At 59.9% G+C, this 17,555-nt stretch carries 13 protein-coding genes and 1 pseudogene; 4 read left to right on the top strand and 10 right to left on the bottom strand.

Features of this window, described 5'->3' with window-relative positions:
- Nucleotides 1–73 precede the first annotated feature (73 nt).
- Complete coding sequence (locus CCICO_RS03750; RefSeq protein WP_018020288.1) at nucleotides 74–1,045, top strand: DUF6263 family protein; 972 nt, start codon at nucleotides 74–76, stop codon at nucleotides 1,043–1,045.
- A gap of 118 nt (nucleotides 1,046–1,163) precedes the next feature.
- Nucleotides 1,164–2,813 carry an ABC-F family ATP-binding cassette domain-containing protein gene (locus tag CCICO_RS03745; RefSeq protein ID WP_018020289.1) on the top strand — a complete coding sequence of 550 codons (1,650 nt, stop codon included), beginning with the start codon at nucleotides 1,164–1,166 and terminating at the stop codon, nucleotides 2,811–2,813.
- A gap of 84 nt (nucleotides 2,814–2,897) precedes the next feature.
- On the opposite strand, the gene CCICO_RS03740 is transcribed toward CCICO_RS03745, so the two are convergent.
- Nucleotides 2,898–3,545, bottom strand: a complete 648-nt coding sequence (locus CCICO_RS03740) for a WKL family lipoprotein (RefSeq protein ID WP_018020290.1) — start codon at nucleotides 3,543–3,545, stop codon at nucleotides 2,898–2,900.
- 384 nt (nucleotides 3,546–3,929) lie between these two features.
- Between CCICO_RS03740 and CCICO_RS03735 the strand changes: the two genes are divergently transcribed.
- Nucleotides 3,930–4,898 carry an asparaginase gene (locus CCICO_RS03735; RefSeq protein ID WP_018020291.1) on the top strand — a complete coding sequence of 323 codons (969 nt, stop codon included), beginning with the start codon at nucleotides 3,930–3,932 and terminating at the stop codon, nucleotides 4,896–4,898.
- Here the strand turns inward: CCICO_RS03735 and CCICO_RS03730 are convergent, their stop codons facing one another.
- A complete protein-coding gene (locus CCICO_RS03730) occupies nucleotides 4,899–6,299 on the bottom strand; it encodes a DNA polymerase IV (RefSeq protein WP_018020292.1) in 1,401 nt (466 codons plus the stop codon). It lies immediately after the preceding gene.
- Nucleotides 6,300–6,562: 263 nt separating this feature from the next.
- Between CCICO_RS03730 and CCICO_RS03725 the strand changes: the two genes are divergently transcribed.
- Nucleotides 6,563–7,999: an HNH endonuclease signature motif containing protein gene (locus CCICO_RS03725; protein ID WP_018020293.1), complete on the top strand. Its 1,437-nt coding sequence runs from the start codon at nucleotides 6,563–6,565 to the stop codon at nucleotides 7,997–7,999.
- Between the two features lie 61 nt (nucleotides 8,000–8,060).
- Here CCICO_RS03725 and ileS read toward each other — a convergent pair whose 3' ends face one another.
- The 8 genes and pseudogenes from ileS to ftsZ form a co-directional block, all read right to left on the bottom strand.
- A complete protein-coding gene (gene ileS / locus CCICO_RS03720; RefSeq protein WP_018020294.1) occupies nucleotides 8,061–11,240 on the bottom strand; it encodes an isoleucine--tRNA ligase in 3,180 nt (1,059 codons plus the stop codon).
- A 367-nt stretch (nucleotides 11,241–11,607) separates the two neighbouring features.
- Nucleotides 11,608–11,781, bottom strand: a complete 174-nt coding sequence (locus CCICO_RS03715; RefSeq protein ID WP_018020295.1) for a hypothetical protein — start codon at nucleotides 11,779–11,781, stop codon at nucleotides 11,608–11,610.
- A gap of 303 nt (nucleotides 11,782–12,084) precedes the next feature.
- Complete coding sequence (locus tag CCICO_RS03710; protein WP_018020296.1) at nucleotides 12,085–13,056, bottom strand: DivIVA domain-containing protein; 972 nt, start codon at nucleotides 13,054–13,056, stop codon at nucleotides 12,085–12,087.
- A 410-nt stretch (nucleotides 13,057–13,466) separates the two neighbouring features.
- Nucleotides 13,467–13,769 (bottom strand): YggT family protein, encoded by a 303-nt coding sequence (locus tag CCICO_RS03705; protein ID WP_018020297.1) that lies wholly within the window; start codon nucleotides 13,767–13,769, stop codon nucleotides 13,467–13,469.
- A gap of 225 nt (nucleotides 13,770–13,994) precedes the next feature.
- Nucleotides 13,995–14,474, bottom strand: a complete 480-nt coding sequence (locus tag CCICO_RS03700; protein WP_018020298.1) for a cell division protein SepF — start codon at nucleotides 14,472–14,474, stop codon at nucleotides 13,995–13,997.
- A gap of 100 nt (nucleotides 14,475–14,574) precedes the next feature.
- Nucleotides 14,575–15,284, bottom strand: a pseudogene (locus tag CCICO_RS03695) (YggS family pyridoxal phosphate-dependent enzyme).
- 58 nt (nucleotides 15,285–15,342) lie between these two features.
- A complete protein-coding gene (gene pgeF, locus CCICO_RS03690; protein ID WP_018020299.1) occupies nucleotides 15,343–16,083 on the bottom strand; it encodes a peptidoglycan editing factor PgeF in 741 nt (246 codons plus the stop codon).
- Between the two features lie 16 nt (nucleotides 16,084–16,099).
- Entirely contained in the window at nucleotides 16,100–17,371 is a 1,272-nt protein-coding gene (gene ftsZ, locus CCICO_RS03685; RefSeq protein WP_018020300.1) for a cell division protein FtsZ, read from the bottom strand.
- Between the last annotated feature and the right edge of the window lie 184 nt (nucleotides 17,372–17,555).

The raw sequence follows: 17,555 nt of genomic DNA, 5'->3' as shown, positions 1-17,555 counted from the left end.
CTCACCTTCGCCCGTAGCTACCTCCAGCCCCAGCACTCACACCACCCACCCAGCCTCACTACACTGAATCTTCATGACACCCTCCTGCCGCAGCAATCAATCGCACCGTTTGTTCCGCACCCTCCTCACCCTCTGCACCATTGGAACTCTGGGGATCACTGGGTGCTCAGCCGATAATCCCGAATCGGATTCGGCAGCCGTGGAAAGCGACAATGCGGTAGAACTGCAGCTGGATTCCCCAAAGGTCACCGTCATTGATCCCGGCGCGAAAGATTCCGCCACCACGCTGCGCTACACCGCCTCTCCTGATACCCCAGACGAGACAGTATCCGTGGTGGCTTATGACGGTTTTGAGCAGCACCTCGCTCCTTTAGCAGACATCGACCGCACCGCCCCCGCTGGAGGCGACGTCACGAGCCTGACCATGCCCGTTGATGCAAGCTTGAGCGGCGATGATGGCCGCATTGAGCTCAGCCTTGGCAGCCCCACCTCCTCGGATATCTCGGTCAATGACACCTTGGCCAGCGCCACTGGTTTCAGTATCTCCCTCGAGCGCAATGACCGCGGGATCACCAATTCGGTGCGCCTCGCCGCCCCCAGGGATGCCTCTGACCAGGCACGCTCTCTGGTGGAGTCCGCGGTGTTTACCTGGCTTTCCTTGGCGGTGGTATTCCCCGACGAACCCGTCGGCGAAGGAGCTCAGTGGAGTGTTAACAGCCGCGTTCCGGGGGAAAACGCGATGCTGCAAACCATCACTTACACGCTTACCTCGATTGACGGTTCCACCGTTACTCTCAACGCCGATACCCAACGCCGCTCCACTCTTGGTGCATTAAGCGCCGGCGATGGCCACCCAGAGTTGGCGGTGGTATCCACGGAGTCCACTTCCACGGGCGAACTCACGGTAGACCTGTCCGCGATCGCGGGCATAACTGGCAGAAACGGCGTCACCACGCGAGTGATCTACGCCGAAGACGGAGCAGATGACAATCAGCAGGCTGTGGTGCAGGATCTCACCAGTGCAGTGGAGTATTCTTCCAAGTAGAACACTGAGTTTCACCCACGTTCCCTCGCCGCCCGCCCCCTTTGTGTGCGCGGCGGCCCAGATGGGCGTGCCCAAGGCTCGAGGCAGACACCACCACCCCGCCGAGGAGGAGCAGCCCATGCCCACACACATACACATCGCTGTCGACGGTGTTAGCTTTTCCTACGGGGCGCATCGAGTACTCACCGACGTCTCTTTCGCAGTCGGCGCAGGGTCTGTAGCGGGACTCATCGGAGAAAATGGGGCCGGCAAATCCACCCTGATGCAGCTGATCAGCGGCGCCCTTGAACCCGATGTCGGAGCAATCATCACCCCCACCAAAACTGGGTATCTCACCCAGGAGGTGTCCTGGCCGCCCAGCGCGGCACTGCGCTCTATCATCACCGAAGCGATCGGTGAGCTCAAAGCAATCGAAGAAAACATCATCACCGTCTCCGAAGAGCTCGCCGCCCAGCCCGATTCCGCCCAGCTCGTCCAACGCTTTGACGATCTCCTCGCAGCCGCCGACCGCCACCAAGTGTGGACCCTCGACGCCCGCATCGCGGAAGTCCTGGCTGGCCTCGGTTTGGCGCACGTGGATCTCGACGCCCCCATTGATTCCGTCTCCGGCGGGCAACGGCGCCGCTTGGCCCTGGCCGCGCTGCTGCTTCGCCCAGTGGATGCGCTCATCCTCGACGAACCCACCAACCACCTCGATGACCTCGCCTGTGACTTTCTCATCGATGAGCTCAGCTCCTTCGCTGGGCCGGTGCTTGTCGCCAGCCACGACCGCTGGTTCTTAGACAAGGTGGCCACCCATATTGTTGACTTGGACCATTCCCTCGGGCCGGAGGGTGGCGGAGGCGAAGATCTCGCGCAAGGGGTGGTTTTTGGCGGAAGTTTCTCCGAATACCTCTCCTACCGCAAAGAACTTCGCGCACGGTGGGAGCACGACTACAACATTCAGGAAGCAGAACGCGCCCGCCTCGAAGCCGGAGTGCAGGTGAAAGAAACCGACCTGTTTTCCACACAGCACTCCAAAACCGAGACCCGCTCCTCAGCGAAGTTCTATTCAGACAAAGCCGCCAAAGTGCACGGGCAGCGAATCCGCACAGCGCGTAACCGCTTGGATGCCCTAGAACGCCGAGAGATACCCGCACCACCCAAGCGTCTCGAGTTTGCGGGGCTGCCGGAGCATTTCCTAACCACCACGGGCTCGGACTATGCGCTCGTGTTGCGCAACTTCAGCATTCCTGGCCGCATGGAGCGCGCCCTTTCGGTGAAAATCCGGCACGGCGAGCACGTTCTCGTTACCGGCCCCAATGGTGCGGGAAAATCCTCCTTACTGGAGGCCATTGCAAACACAACCGATGATGAGAACCCCTCTGTGATCATCGGCGATGACCTTCGGGTTGGTTGGATGCGCCAAGATACTGATTGGGACGACCCCTTCCGCAGTGCCAATGATATCTACTCCGACCATGCGCCCAGCGGCGCCGCAACCTTGACCGAACTGGGCTTGCTCAGTGAAGAAGCTGCCCGTCGGCCGATTGAAAAATTGTCTCTCGGGCAGCGGCGTCGAGTGGCTTTGGCGATTGTGCTTGCGGATCCTCCCGATATTTTGCTCTTAGACGAGCCCACCAACCACATTTCTCTCACCTTGGCCGAAGAATTAGAGGAAGCTTTGGAAGGCTACGAGGGTGTGTTGCTGTTGGCCACGCACGACCGGTGGATTAAACGCCGCTGGCAGCATCGCGTGATAGACATTCCTGCCACCCGCCCCGAGTAGAACAACCACAAAGGCCCGCCTTCCCAGCGTTGGGAAGGGCGGGCCTTAGTTGTTCAGGCTGCGGCGTGCGCTGAGCCTTGAGTTTTAGGGAGCGGGAGCACCTTCGGGCGCGGGCGGTGCTTCGCCCTCAGGAGCCGGCGGGGCCTCTCCCTCGGGGGCGGGAGCGCCTTCAGGGGCAGGAGCTTCACCTTCGGGGGCGTTCTCCTCGGGCACCGGTGCCGGAGCCGGCAGGTCCTGGCAGAACGCCGGTACCTCTTCAGGCGCAACGGTGCTGTTGACCACGGTGCAGGCCCAATCCTGGGACACCTTCCAGTGGCCGTCTTCGTTCACGAACTCCACGCCTTCGGCGATCTGCGGCTCACGATCCGGAAGGGTGAAGTGGATGGTGGCCATCACGCTATCCGGGGTCCAGCCCGGCAGGATCGGGTCCACTACCTGGAAATTCGCGCCGGACTCTTCCTTCGATCGAGTCATCACGTCGAATAGTTCGGGAGCTTGGTCGCCGTTTTGCACGGTGAGCACGCGCTCCTCGATCGGCAGGTTCGGGTCGGTAGCCCGGGCCAGAACGCCGTTGAGTTCTTCCAGGGTGGGAAGTTCGACAGCGGCGGCCGAGGAGCTGGTGCTGGAGCTGGTATCAGACTCCTTGGAATCTCCGTCGTCAGAGCCACACCCTGCCAGCGCCAGCGATGCGGCGGTGACCAGTGCGAGTGCACGTGCCTTGTAAAGTTTCACTACTCTCCTCAGTCCTTGACTGTGTGGGTCAGTTATATGGTTGTCCGTCCGGATTCATGCCACGCAGTGCGGTCACATCTGCGCGGCCTAGGGCGTCGAGTGCGGCGGCCATGAATGCCACAGATCACACAGTGGTGTAATCATCTCAGCCCCTTCTCAGTGGCAGCTTAGAGCCGCTTCATGCAGGTCTCGGGCGGAAAAACTGGTACTTGGATTCTACACGGGCCAGCGCGAATGACCACATCCGAGGCGGCGTCGATAATCGCTGCGTGGGCGGCTTAGCCGATTGGACCGTAGCGTCGGTGCTGCGCAGAGCAACACCACGGCCCCAGGTTTCATTGGGTTTCTGCCCGCAGATCGGGCAGGGTGTGGCACGCTAGATGCATGACTATCGAGACCGAGACCACTGCGGAGCACGACGCCTCTCCGGGCGCCAAAATTGTTGTGATTACCACCGGCGGCACCATCGCGTGCACGACGGATCGCGACGGCGTACTTTTGCCCACAGTGAGCGGACCCGAGCTGTTAGAGCCGGTAGCCCAACGCTTCGACAACGCTCAACTCGCACTGGAAGTCCGAGAGCTCAACCGCCTCGACTCGGCCGCCATGACCCTCGCCGATACGGACGCTATCATCGCAGCCATTCACGATGCGCTCGATGACCCCGAAGTCACCGGAGTGGTGGTCACCCACGGCACCGATTCGATGGAAGAAACCGCCATTGCCGTAGACACTTTCCACGACGATCCACGGCCCGTGATCTTTACCGGCGCTCAACGTAGCTTCGATCACCCCGAATCCGATGGCATCAGCAACCTCTTCGAATCGATCGTGATCGCGATGGACGCCAGTGCCCGCGGAATCGGTGTGCTTATTGTGTTTGGACACGCTGTGATCCCTGCCCGCGGCGCCACCAAGTGGCACACCAGCGATAACCTTGCCTTCGCCACCAACGGCCCCGAAGAACCCACCCGCGCCGAGCCACTCGCCCCCACTGCCCTAGCGGACGTCACCGTCGATATCATCGCCGCCTACCCCGGCGCGCCGCGCACGCTTGTCGACGCTGCCCTTGAACACGGCGCCGACGGCCTCGTCATCGAAGCCATGGGGGCCGGCAACGTGGGCCGCGAACTTGCAATTGCCGTAGGTGAAGCCCTAGACACTGGCACGCCCGTGGTGATCACAACCCGCGTTCCGCGCGGCGATGTTCACGGCTCCTACGGCGGAGCGGGTGGCGGCGCAACTCTTCTCCAAAAAGGAGCAATCGGCTCGCACTACTTTCGGGCGCCCCAGGCGCGGATGCTGCTGGCCGTCGCCATCGCCACCGGTGCCCACCCGGCTACGTTGTTCTAGCTAATCCATCTCCTCCTTGTAGTCCGCCAACCAATCCGCCCAATCGAGGGACATAAGGGGGTCGGCGGGCTGCAAATCTGGATCATCTATCGCGAAACTTCGCGTCACGCCCCGCTTCGTAGTGCGCGTTTCGAAACGCACTGACACCACCCCGTGGCCAGAACCTTGCACCCAGCCGTGGCCATACTCTGGGTGTTCGACATCCTGAGTTGTAATCCAAGCTGGGCTGGTGGGCTCGGATTCCGATGAAATGTCGCTGGATTGAGCCGTCTCGGTGGAAAGATCCCGCACCCCTACCTCAGTATCGTCAAACTTCACCGCTGGAACGATCTGCTGATCGAGTTCTGGGAACATCACATTCTGCCGAGCAGCCTCCAGCCCAGAAAAGGACACCCCTACTAGCCTGATCGGCCCAAGTTCATCTGGGTATCTCACCATCTTTTTCGCCACCGCGTGCAAGGTATCGAAATCATCTGTCGCGTAGTTCAGCGTGTGCGAACGAGATTCGATGTGGAAATCGGCCATTCGAAGTTTTACCGTCACGGTGCGCGCCCCACGGCCATCGTGAAGAAGTCTTCTATGTGCCCCAGTAGCAGCACGCTCAACTGCCGCATCCACCGCGGTGACTGTAAGAAGGTCTTGGGGATAGGTGTGTTCTTGCGAGATTTGCTTCGCGATGGCGCGCGGTTTCACTGGGCGCAGGTCATGGCCCCGGGCAAGATTCCACAGCTCTAGGCCGACTTTCCTACCAAGGCTAATTACCACTTCTTCTTCGGTGAGTGCAGCGAAATCACCAATAGTTTCCACTCCCAGCGCACGTAGCTTCGCGGCGGACACAGGACCGATTCCCCACAGCTTTCCCACGTCGAGCGGGTGAAACATGGCAGATTCGTCCTCCTGGGCCACCACGAATACCCCGTCAGGCTTCGCTTCTCCTGACCCAATTTTCGCGAACTGTTTACCACTGCCCGCCCCAATCGATGCCGGCAAGCCGGTTTCTGCCCGAATTTCGGCGCGCAGCTGCTCAGCCCAGTGCTTCACAACTTCAGGTTGTTCACCTTGCACCTCGTGTGGCTCAAGAAACGCCTCGTCGATCGACAGCTGCTCAATGGTTCCCGCACGACGCGCCACGATCTCAAAGACCCGAGCCGACGCAGCCCTGTACACAGCCCGGCGTGGCTGAACAACGACCGCGCCGAATCCCACCATCGCTTTGGCTTGAAACATGGGCATTGCCGAGTGCGCGCCAAACGCGCGCGCCTCGTAGGATGCCCCCGCCACCACACCGCGCCCGTGCACGCCACCGACAAGAACTGGACGACCTCGCAATGTCGGCCGCGTCAGCTGTTCGCAGGATGCATAAAACGCATCCATGTCGATGTGCAGCACCCAACGTCTCATGTCTACGAGTTTTCCAGATCTTCCTAGTGCGCTTATCGACGACGCCCTTATGCAAAAACCGTCGCGGGCTACAAGGCCCAACCCTCAAACCCTATGTCTTAAACACCCCAAAGGCGAGAGCACCTACCTCAGCTGTGCATAACCGCCTAACCACGCCGAGTATTCCACAGGCGTGTTGTCGCACGCACGATATTTCACTCGCCAGAGCATTAGCCTCCTCCTACACCTGCACCTGACTTATGCACTGTGAGGAGAACAAAATCGTGACTGTACAACGCTGTAAGCAGCTAATTCGCACCATCGGCGACGCCTACGATGAGCTCGCCGGGCTCTTCGATTTCGATCAAGGCGGCTCGCTGAGCTTGGCGGAGAGTCTTCCTGCACTCATCGAGCTAGAGAAGCACAAGGCCGTCCAGGCCCATCTAGACATCCTTATCTGCCACCTGGCTGGGAAAGAAAACCTCACTCAAGCAGCCGGGACGAACAAACCACGCCGAGTTCTGCGAGAGCACCTGGGCTGGTCGGGCCCACGTATCACTGCGGCGCTTGGCGAAGCGAAACGGCTATACAGCCCAGTAGAAGATGCCCGAGCCGAAGCGGCAGAAACCGATCCTGCCCTTGAGGCCGAGGTGAAGGCAGATATCAGCCTGGCCACTGACCTGCGCACGATCTCGCGCAGGAAGCTACTGACGCACCACATCAGCGCAGAAAAACGCACTCTCATCGATAAGCAGCTGCTCAACCTTATGGCACGCAACTCCCTCCAGGCAGAAACTCTACGGGCGGAAGCTATCGACTATGCCGCTAGCCATAGCCTTAACGCCACGCGTTCTTTCCTCCGTGAGCGGGTGAATTCACTCAACGACACCCTCGCTCCAGATAAAGAGCACGCCGAACGCAACCGTTATATCACCCTATCCAAGCCTGACAAGCATGGTGGGCAACGCATTCACGGCTACCTACCGCCGCGTACCACCGCCAAACTGCTAACCCACATGGATAAACACCTACGCACAACCCGCGATAAGGACGACACCCGCAGCCTTAACCAATTCATGGCTGATGCCTTCGACTCGGCGATTGGATCCCACCACACCACGGGGGTCTTCGCTATCTCCATCTCGCCTAAAGATTTCGAAATAGAGGATTACCGCGCCGCCAACATCGAATTCCCCACCGATACCGGTGTAACGCTTCGCCCCGCGGATGTTCTTAAAATTGCCGAACACAAATACGGTTTCGTATGCATTCACGACCCCGAGACGGGCCAAACACAGAGTGTCCACCGGGTGGAACGCCTCGCGAACTTCCGTGACCGCATCGCACTGCTTGCCTCTGAATTGGTGTGTTCGCACCCTGATTGCACCGAACCAGCTAGCCGATGCCAGGTTCACCACCTACTGGCTTGGAAGCAAGGAGGGAAAACCGAGCTACAAAACCTCACGCTGCTATGCCCAGAGCACCACAGTGACAATGACGATTCTCGGAGAAACCCCCACAAAACCCACGCCGTACGCGATCCTCAGACTGGGCGAGTAGGTGTCACCTACCCTGCTACAACTACTAACCCAACCCCCACGATTAACTTCAACGACTCCCCCGACGCTCAGCGATCAGCTGGGGCTCGTATCCGCAAACAGCAATGGCCTGAGCACGAGCACGCCGAATCCGAAACGACAGAGCTACGCTACGCCAGCTAATCTCGTCGCCGAAGACAGTGCTAGCCCCGCCGAAGCGGGGCTAGCAAAAGAAGGAGCGCGGCTAGTTCTTCGTCACCGTAACACGCACACCGTCGAGCACAGGATGACCGTCCTCCACAGCGTCGTCGGTGATCGTCAGGTCGGTGCACAGCACCTCACCAGCGATGGTGTCCTTGTGCCGGTTCGCCCAGTCCAACTTCTCAGTTGGCACCGACAACACGGCGGTGATTCGGTCAGACACCTCAAACTCGGCGGCCTTGCGGGCATCCTGGATGCCACGAATAACATCGTTAGCCCAGCCCTCGGCCTCAAGTTCCTCGGTGAGGGTCATGTCGAGCACCACGAGGCCCTCCATGCCAGCAATCTGGTTGGTGGACTCAGGGTTGTCTGCGACTAGCTTCTCCGTAAACTCCCCAGGCTGCAGCTCGACGCCATCAGCCACCACAACATCGCCAGAACGAGAGTAGTTGCCAGCCTTGACTGCCTTGATGGCCTTCTGCACGTCCTTACCCAGACGCGGACCTGCGACACGGGCATTCACCACGACCTCAAAGCGCCCCACAGCGTCCACATCATCAGTAAGCTCGACCTCCTTCACATTGACCTCATCACGAATGATGTCAACGAAGGGCTCCAAACGCTCTGCATGCGGTACCGCAACGGTGAGCTTCGGCAACGGCAGACGATTGCGTAGTTTGTGCGACTTGCGCACAGAGGAGGTAGCAGAAACCACCATACGAACCTCATCCATAGCCTGGACAAGCTTCTCATCACGCGGGAACTGCTGCGCTTCAGGGAAGTCCGTCAGGTGCACCGAGCGCTCACCAGTCAGTCCCCGGTAGATCACCTCAGTAGCCATAGGCAAAAGCGGTGCAGCCACTCGGGTGAGGGTTTCGAGCACGGTGTAGAGAGTGTTGAACGCCTCGGGGTATTCCTGGTCGCCGGCCCAGAACCGGTCACGCGAACGGCGCACATACCAGTTAGTCAACGCATCGCAGAACCACCGAACCTCGTCGCAGGCAGTAGCGATATCGAGATCTGTGAGAGCCTTGTCCACCGTCTCAACGAGGTCACCCGTTTTCGCCAAGATGTAGCGGTCCAGAACATTCGTGGAGGTGGTATCGAAGCGCGCTGGGGTAGAGCTGTAAAGCTGGAGGAAGCTGTAGGCATTCCACATCGGCAGAAGAGCCTGGCGCACACCTTCGCGGATTCCCTGCTCAGTGACAATGAGATTGCCGCCGCGCAGGATAGGCGAAGACATGAGGAACCAACGCATGGCATCGGAACCATCACGGTCGAAGACCTCGTTCACGTTCGGGTAGTTGCCCTTGGATTTCGACATCTTCAGCCCGTCGTTGCCCAGCACAATGCCGTGGGCGACAACGTTAGAGTAGCCAGCCTTGTCCCACAACGCCGTAGCGATAACGTGCATGGTGTAGAACCATCCACGAGACTGACCGGAGTACTCCACAATGAAGTCAGCCGGGTTGTGAGTGTCGAACCACTCTTTGTTCTCAAACGGGTAGTGCTTTTGCGCGAACGGCATAGAGCCGGACTCGAACCAGCAGTCGAGAACTTCTGGAACACGCCGCATGGTGGACTTACCGGTCGGGTCATCAGGGTTGGGGCGGGTGAGCTCGTCGATGTAAGGACGGTGCAGCGAGGTAGGACGCACCCCGAAGTCCCGCTCGAGTTCATCGAGGGAACCATAGACATCTACACGCGGATAATCCTCGTTGTCGGACACCCACACCGGGATGGGCGATCCCCAGTAGCGGTTGCGGGAAATGTTCCAATCACGCGCACCCTCCAGCCATTTACCGAACTGACCGTCACGGATGTGTTCAGGGACCCAGCGGATTTGGTCGTGGTTGAGTTCCACCATCCGGTCGCGGATTTTGGTGACCTCAATGAACCAGGAAGGCAGCGCCATGTAGATAAGGGGCTCCCCTGAGCGCCACGAGTGCGGGTAGGAGTGCTCGATGGTTTGGTGGCGTACCACCCGCTTGATGGCTTTGAGATCCTTGATGATGTTTTTGTTAGCGTCGAAGACGAGCTGGCCTTCGTACTCGGGCACGGCGTGGGTGAACTTACCGTCCATATCTACGGGAATGACCACGTCGATTCCGTTGGCCGAGCAGGTGTTCATATCGTCTTCACCGAAGGCGGGTGCCTGGTGCACGATGCCGGTACCGTCTTCGGTCGTCACATAATCGGCGCCAAGGATGCGAAAGGCGTTGGGGTGGTCCTTGAAGTGCGGGAAGATGGGCTCATAGCGAAGGCCAACCAACTCGCTACCGGAATGGGTGGACACGACCTCATGGTTTTCTCCGAGCTCCTTGGTGTACTGGCCTAGGAGGTTTTCGGCGAGCAGGAACTCTGCTCCACGGAATTCTTCCATGCCATCTTCACCGACGCGGACGCGCACATACGTGACCTCGGGGTGTACTGCGAGCGCAAGGTTGGATGGCAGGGTCCACGGCGTGGTGGTCCAGGCAAGCGCCTGTGTGCCCACCAGATCGGAGTTTGCGTCGCCCTCAGCGGCGGTGATGGGGAACGTCACCGTCAGCGTGGGGTCTTGACGCATCTTGTAGCTGTCGTCGAGGCGGGTTTCCTGGTTAGACAGCGGTGTGTGCTCAGCCCAGGAGTAAGGCAGCACCCGGAACCCTTGGTAGATCAGGCCCTTGTCGTAGAGAGTCTTAAACGCCCACATGATGGATTCCATGTAGTCGAGATCCATCGTCTTGTAGCCGTTGTCGAAGTCCACCCAGCGGGCCTGCCGGGTCACGTATTCTTTCCACTCCTCGGTGTACTCAAGCACAGAGCTACCGCAGTACTCGTTGAACTTCGCCAGCCCCATGTCTTCGATTTCACCCTTGTCGGTGATACCGAGCTGCTTTTCGGCTTCGATCTCGGCGGGCAGGCCGTGGCAGTCCCAGCCGAAGACGCGGTCAACTTTCTTACCCTTCATCGTTTGGAAGCGCGGCACGATGTCTTTGACGTAACCGGTCAAAAGGTGACCGTAGTGCGGCAGGCCGTTGGCAAAGGGCGGACCGTCGTAGAATACGAATTCTTCGGCGCCCTCGCGCTGTTCTACGGAGGCTTGGAAGGTTCGATCGTCCTTCCAGTAGTTAAGAACGTTCTTCTCCATGTCGGGGAACCGGCTGGTGCCTCCGGACATGTCTACGCGGGGATACACTCCGCCTACGTTGCTCTTTGAAGAGCTATCGGCTGTGCTCATATGTGGGCTCCTTACAAAGACAATTCTGGGCACTCGATCGTGCGGTGTTATTCGCCTAGGGACGAGATTGCCAAAGCATGTCTGCTCCGGGGCACCCGCGGTACCACCCTATTTGCGCGCACTCTGTGAGCAGGATGCGCGCCTCTTCGTTTGTCTTGTGTAAGGATTATCGACCCTCGTCGGCTGGTTCTACTTTCCGCCTAGGCGGGGTTCTTCCAGCAGCTCCCCGGTGATTGCCGGATCAACGCTATCGTGTGCGTCGCGTGGAGGTTTGACGTCTCACGTGATGCTCGCAGGAGATTATATCGAAATTTTCGCTTCCAGCACTACTCCCCCTGCGTAAGCACTACCTGCCGTTCGATGACTGCTACTTCTTTCCTTGCGGGTGCCGAGTGTGTCGCCACGTATCGATTCCCCACACCACAATTCCTGCAATGGACGTTGCGATAAGCAGGTAGGCGAAGATGATCTCCTCGGTCTGCACGGTGAGAACAAGCAAGAAGAAACTTGCGAGAGCGAGCACGATCGCGAGAAGCATCATAGGCAGGATTGTAGAGGGTGAGTGGGTATTGTGTGCTGCGCGACGCACCCTAGCCAAACCCCAACACCCACCTGAGTCCTACTGTCTTTGTTCTTTCCCGACTGCAGTGGCGGCACGTGGTTTCGCGTTGACCTAGCGGCCCGTTTTTCATGTTTTCCGACAGCAGGGCCACCCTTGGCTATATGCCGTCTCTTTCCAGCTGCCGCCCGCAGAGACTCATCCGGGAGATTCATCCTCCGCACTGCCCACGCCAAAGGCCCCACACACCGAAGTGTGTGGGGCCTCGAAGGGCTGTACTACCGCTTAGTTGTTGGAACCGTTGTGCGGGTTCGGAGCGGAGGTGCTGTTGGTGTCCAGCTCCTGCAGCTTGGTCTCCAGCAGGTTCTTGAGGCGGGTGCGGTACTCGCGCTCGAAGACACGCAGCTCGTCGATACGGTTTTCGTAGACGCTCTGCTGCTGCTTCATGGTGGCCATCGTCTCGCTGTACTTGCGATCAGCCTCCGACTGCAAGGAGGATGCCTTTTGCTCGGCCTGCTTGACCTTGGCGTCGGACTGCGCGGTGGCGTCGTGGATCATGGTCTCGGAACGCTGCTTGGCGTCGGAAAGCATGCGCTCGGACTTCTCGTTGGCTTCCGCGATGGTCTTGGCGGCCTGGTCCTTCGCAGTGCCCAGGGTGCGACGGGAGGTCTCGTTGGCCTCGTTGATGGTCTTCTCGGCGGTCGCGCGGGCCTCGTCCAGCATGGACTGGGACTCGTTGCGGGCGTCGTTGGTGAGGCGATCGGCCATCTCCTGAGCCAGACCCAGGACGCGAGCGGCCTGCATGTGGGTTTCGGGGGATGCGGTCTGATCGTCGGCTGCAGCGGAAGCGGCGGCCTGCTGCGGCTGCTGCTGAGCGCCAGCGTTCTGGCGAGCCTGAGCCTCTGCCTTGCGGGCTTCCTCGGCCTCCTTGCGGGCGGACTCTGCCTGCTTCTTGGCCTCTGCGAGCTGGGACTCGTACTTGGTGGAGAGCTCCTTCTCGATGCGCTTGCGGAGCTCGGCCTCGTTGACCGCCGGGCTGGCAGCAGCTGCGCCGCCGCGGACGTTATCGGTGGAGTCGAGCTCGGACTGGAGCTCCTCTACCTGCGCACGCAGCGCATCGTTGTCGTCCTGGAGTTGACCAAGAGTGTCTTCGACGAGATCGAGGAACTGGTCAACCTCATCCTCAGCGTAGCCTCGCTTGCCGATCGGCGGCTTGCTAAAGGCAACATTGTGCACGTCGGCTGGAGTCAGCGGCATTGACGATTCCCTTCGCGTTAGTTTCTCTATCTTAAAAAATTCTCTCAGCCACTCTGGCGTCGCACAAGATGCTCAGACACTCTTTCGCAGCTTTGAAAATTTTTCGAGACCGACGGCGGATCTGCCTCCGTCGAATCTATCTCTATGTTTCTCTTATTACGCTATCTTACGCAGATTCCCTCAAGGTGCACTGCACCTTAACACAATATACGGGTTTGATTTCGGATGTCTACGCAATTTGGTGCCGAGTCCGCGAGGACCCCCGTCTGCGGGCTACCCCCACATGCCACACCTCAGCATCCGATTGGGCATCTGGCGGAGACACCACCACCCCGCAGCCTAGGCCCAGTCTCACTGCCGTGAGACCGGATATCCCAAGCGTACGGGGTGGGATGTGTGGACGTCCACGTTTAGACGATAACCGCGTTGAACACGCCGACAAGGATGTACTCGAGCAGAATCAGGCCGAAGAACAGCACCAGCACGGACACATCCAGCGCCACTCCCCCCATTCGGATTGGGGGGATCATCTTTCGCAGCGCCTTCACTGGCGGGTCCGTGACCATGAAGATCGGCTCCGCGATGTAGTAGAACCATCGTGGCGGGGCGAAGTTCCGCGAGAACGACACCACCATTTCAATCAAGATGCGGGCGATGAGCACGTATCGGTAGATGCGGATCGCCCAAAGCAGGATTAGCAAAGCTGTAGTCACGGGTTCACAGCCTAACCTATTTCTAGTCCGCGGCGGAGATATATCTAACCCCGCGTGGCACGATTCCCCGCCGCTTATTGTGTTGAAAGTCATAGGCTACGCGGGCCCGATAGGCGCCTCAATGCCACCAATTCACACCATGTCACGGGGATTACATGCACAACGCCCACCGACGAAAAGAGGAGCGTCGGCGGGCGTTGATCACACGTTCTTTAAGCCGCTGAGTTACACGCGGGCAGTGCGCTCGAGCTGAGCGGTGGAGACGTGCGCCCCATCAGGAATGAGAGCGAACACGCGCGGGGCCACCTTCTTCATGGTGCCGCGCAGCGCAAAACCCAAACCGGCGGCAAAATCCACTACTCGGTGGGCATCATCGCTATTCATGCGGCTGATATCAAAGACCACCGCGTCACCATCACGGAACGGCTCGCCGATGCGAGCAGCCTCGGTGTAGCTGGAGATGTCCACAGGCACAATTGCGCAGGCGTAGGAGCGGTCACGATCTCGCTCGTAGTAGCTCTCGGCTTCGCGGCTCGGCTCCTCGTAGCGACGACCGTAGCGTTCGGCGTAGCGGTCCTCACCATAGGAGCGCTCCTCATAGCCACGCTCCTGGTAGCCGGCCTCGTCGCCGTAGTAGGCATCGTCCATGTCTTCGGTGTAGGGGCCCAGTCCGAAGTACTCTTTGAACTTGTTCAAGCTCGACATCGTGTAGTGTTCCTCTTCTTCGTCTATGTGGAGGGATTGTGCTGGTCAATTGGGGTGTAACCAAGTTTGAGCGAGGCTCACAACCGCGTAATTTCTATCGTTAGACTACTGGCCTTGGGCCGAGGATATCCGTTCCGACACGCACAAATGTGGATCCCGCCTCGATTGCCTGCACCATATCCGCACTCATCCCCGCGGAGTAGTCCAATGCCCGGCCGAGTTGCTCAGACCATCGCTGCACCACGACGGCACCGCGCTCAAATACCGCACGCGGGTCGGCGTCCAACGGCGGCACACACATAAACCCACCGCAGCGGGTTCGTGGCAAGGATTCAAGCTTGTCGACGATCTCTGCCAGCTCCTGCTCAGTAGCACCACCGCGGGCGGCATCACCGTCCGCAGAGAGCTGCACGAGACAGGTCAGCACCTCGTCTTCGGCGCGCTGCCCCGCTCGGTGGCCAAGTCCATCCCGCGGTTCAACCCCTCGGCGATCGCAACCGAATCGACCGAATGGACCCACTCAGCCCAACGGGCGATCGAGTTAGTCTTCTTCGACTGAATCTGACCAATCATGTGAAAGGACATCTCAGGCACTGCCTCTTTTTTGTCCTTGCCCTCTTGGTCGCGGTTCTCCCCCACAGCCGTCACCCCTAGCTCGTGAAGCAGGGCCACATCGGAGGCTGGGTGAAACTTCGTCACCGGCAACAGCTGGATCTCCGATGCTTCGCGTCCAGCTTTAGCAGCGGCCTCAGCGATTGCTGCCTGCACCCGGTCGAGGCGCTCGGCAAGCTCCTCGCGTCGTGCGGTCATGATGATCACCGATTCCTTTCTTTCTTAGATCTCGCTCGCACCGCCCCAGTGGCGCACATTAGCCATCCTGCGTCTGCTTGCGCGGCAGCCACACGAGCCCCGCTTGGCGGCCAGTGGGGCCTTGGGCACGACGGTAGGAAAACAGCGAGTCGTCCTCGATGGTGCAGCGGGGATCTACGTCGATAGCGCGCACTCCCAGCGAGTGTAGTTGCTTTACCAGCCCAGCTCGGATGTCGAGTCCGGTGGTTCCCGCTTCGGTGCGGCAGCGACTGCCCGGCAGATGCGTTTCCACATCCGCAGCCATCTCCGGCGGCACCTCATATCGTCGACCTGAGGCCGCGGGGCCGAGCAGTGCGTGGATGGATGCGGGCGTGGCCCCTAGTTCCATCATCGTCTCTACGGTGCGGCGAAGGATGCCATTGCGAGCACCCATCCTGCCTGCGTGGACAGCAGCCACCACTCCAGCGGTCGTGTCGGACAGCAGCACCGGAACACAATCGGCCACCAGTACTGCGAGCGCCAAGCCGCGAGTGGTGGTCACTAGCGCATCGGTGGCCGGCACGGGTGCTGATGGGGCTTCATTCACTACGGTGACGGTCGGCGAATGGATTTGTTCCATCCACACTATGTTGCTGGGGCTAAGCCCAATAATGCTGGCGAGTCGCTGCCGATTTGCGGCCACAGCCGCCGGATCATCGCCAACGTGATCGCCGAGGTTAAAACTGTCGTATGGGAAGGCCGAAGCCCCGCCGGCTCGGCTGGTCACAACCTTGCGGACGGGGCGGGTATCGATATTCACGTAACTGCTTCAGTCCTTAACGCATGAAATCGGGAATGTCGAGGTCATCTACCGGCGGCTCCGAGCGGCGCGGTTCGGAGCGCTCCTCGTAGTCGTTGTGAGTAAATAGCCCCGGCGAGCGGTCGTTGCCCAGTCGGTGGCGCGCCTGGTGAGCGCGGTCATCATAGGCGCGGCGCTCACGGGCCGGTTCCTCAGCGCGCTCCGCACCGGCGGCACACTCGGAGCCCTCTGCACGTTCGCTAGCTCCGAACATTCCCTCGCCCTGACGGGGTGCCGGGGTGGGGCTGGCGGCTGCTGGGCGCTCGGCGGGCTTGCGTACGTTGTCGTTATCGGCCACGGAGGCGGCGTCGTCAAAGCCGGTGGCAATCACGGTCACGCGCACCTCGTCGCCGAGGGTGTCGTCGATGATCGTGCCGAAGATGAGGTTCACATCCGGATCGGATTGGCTCTCCACCATCTCTGCAGCCTGGTAGACCTCCTGCAGGCCAAGATCGGAACCGCCCGCGAAGGACAGCAGCACGCCCTTGGCGCCTTCCATCGTGGACTCCAGCAGCGGGGAGTTGATGGCCTGTTCCGCGGCGGCCACGGCTCGGTTATCGCCCCGCGAGGAGCCGATACCCATGAGCGCGGATCCGGCATCGGACATCACGGCACGGACGTCAGCGAAGTCCACGTTGATAATGCCCGGGGTGGTGATCAGCTGGGTAATGCCCTGGACACCGTTGTAGAGCACTTCATCCGCGGAACGGAAGGCTTCCATCATCGAGAGGTTGGCGTCGCCCAGCTGCAGCAAGCGATCGTTCGGGATCACTATGAGAGTGTCACACGAGTCACGCAGGGCCTCGATACCTTCGAGGGCCTGGCGCATGCGGCGGCGACCTTCGAACTTAAACGGGCGGGTAACCACACCCACTGTGAGCGCGCCCATCTTCTTGGCGATATTGGCCACCACCGGGGCGGCGCCAGTACCGGTACCGCCGCCCTCACCAGCCGTCACGAACACCATGTCGGCGCCCTTGAGAGACTCTTCGATCTCGGACTTGTGGTCCTCGGCAGAGGTGCGCCCCACCTCAGGGTTAGCGCCGGCACCGAGGCCGCGGGTGGCTTCGCGGCCGATGTCGAGCTTGACGTCCGCATCCGAGAAGAGCAAAGCCTGGGAGTCGGTGTTTACGGCAATAAATTCAACGCCCGCCAGGCCCTCTTCGATCATGCGGTTGACGGCGTTAACGCCGCCGCCGCCGACACCGACGACCTTGATGACGGCGAGGTAGTTGTTCGGTGAGGTCATGGTTATAAGGCTCGCCTTTCGGATTTTTCTCGTGTGGTGCACGTTGTAGGTGCGTTTTTCTCAAAGTCCACAGACTGTCAAAACAATGTAAGTCCATCATGGTCGACCGCCACGCAAATACGCGTGACATTCACGCGGCGTGTCTTTAACCCTAAAGCTCAACTTTAGACTTCTGACGTGCGCT

Source organism: Corynebacterium ciconiae DSM 44920 (genome assembly GCF_030440575.1).
Classification (GTDB): domain Bacteria; phylum Actinomycetota; class Actinomycetes; order Mycobacteriales; family Mycobacteriaceae; genus Corynebacterium; species Corynebacterium ciconiae.
Note: the sequence above shows the minus strand (reverse complement) of the source record. Positions and strands in the feature narration are given on the sequence as shown.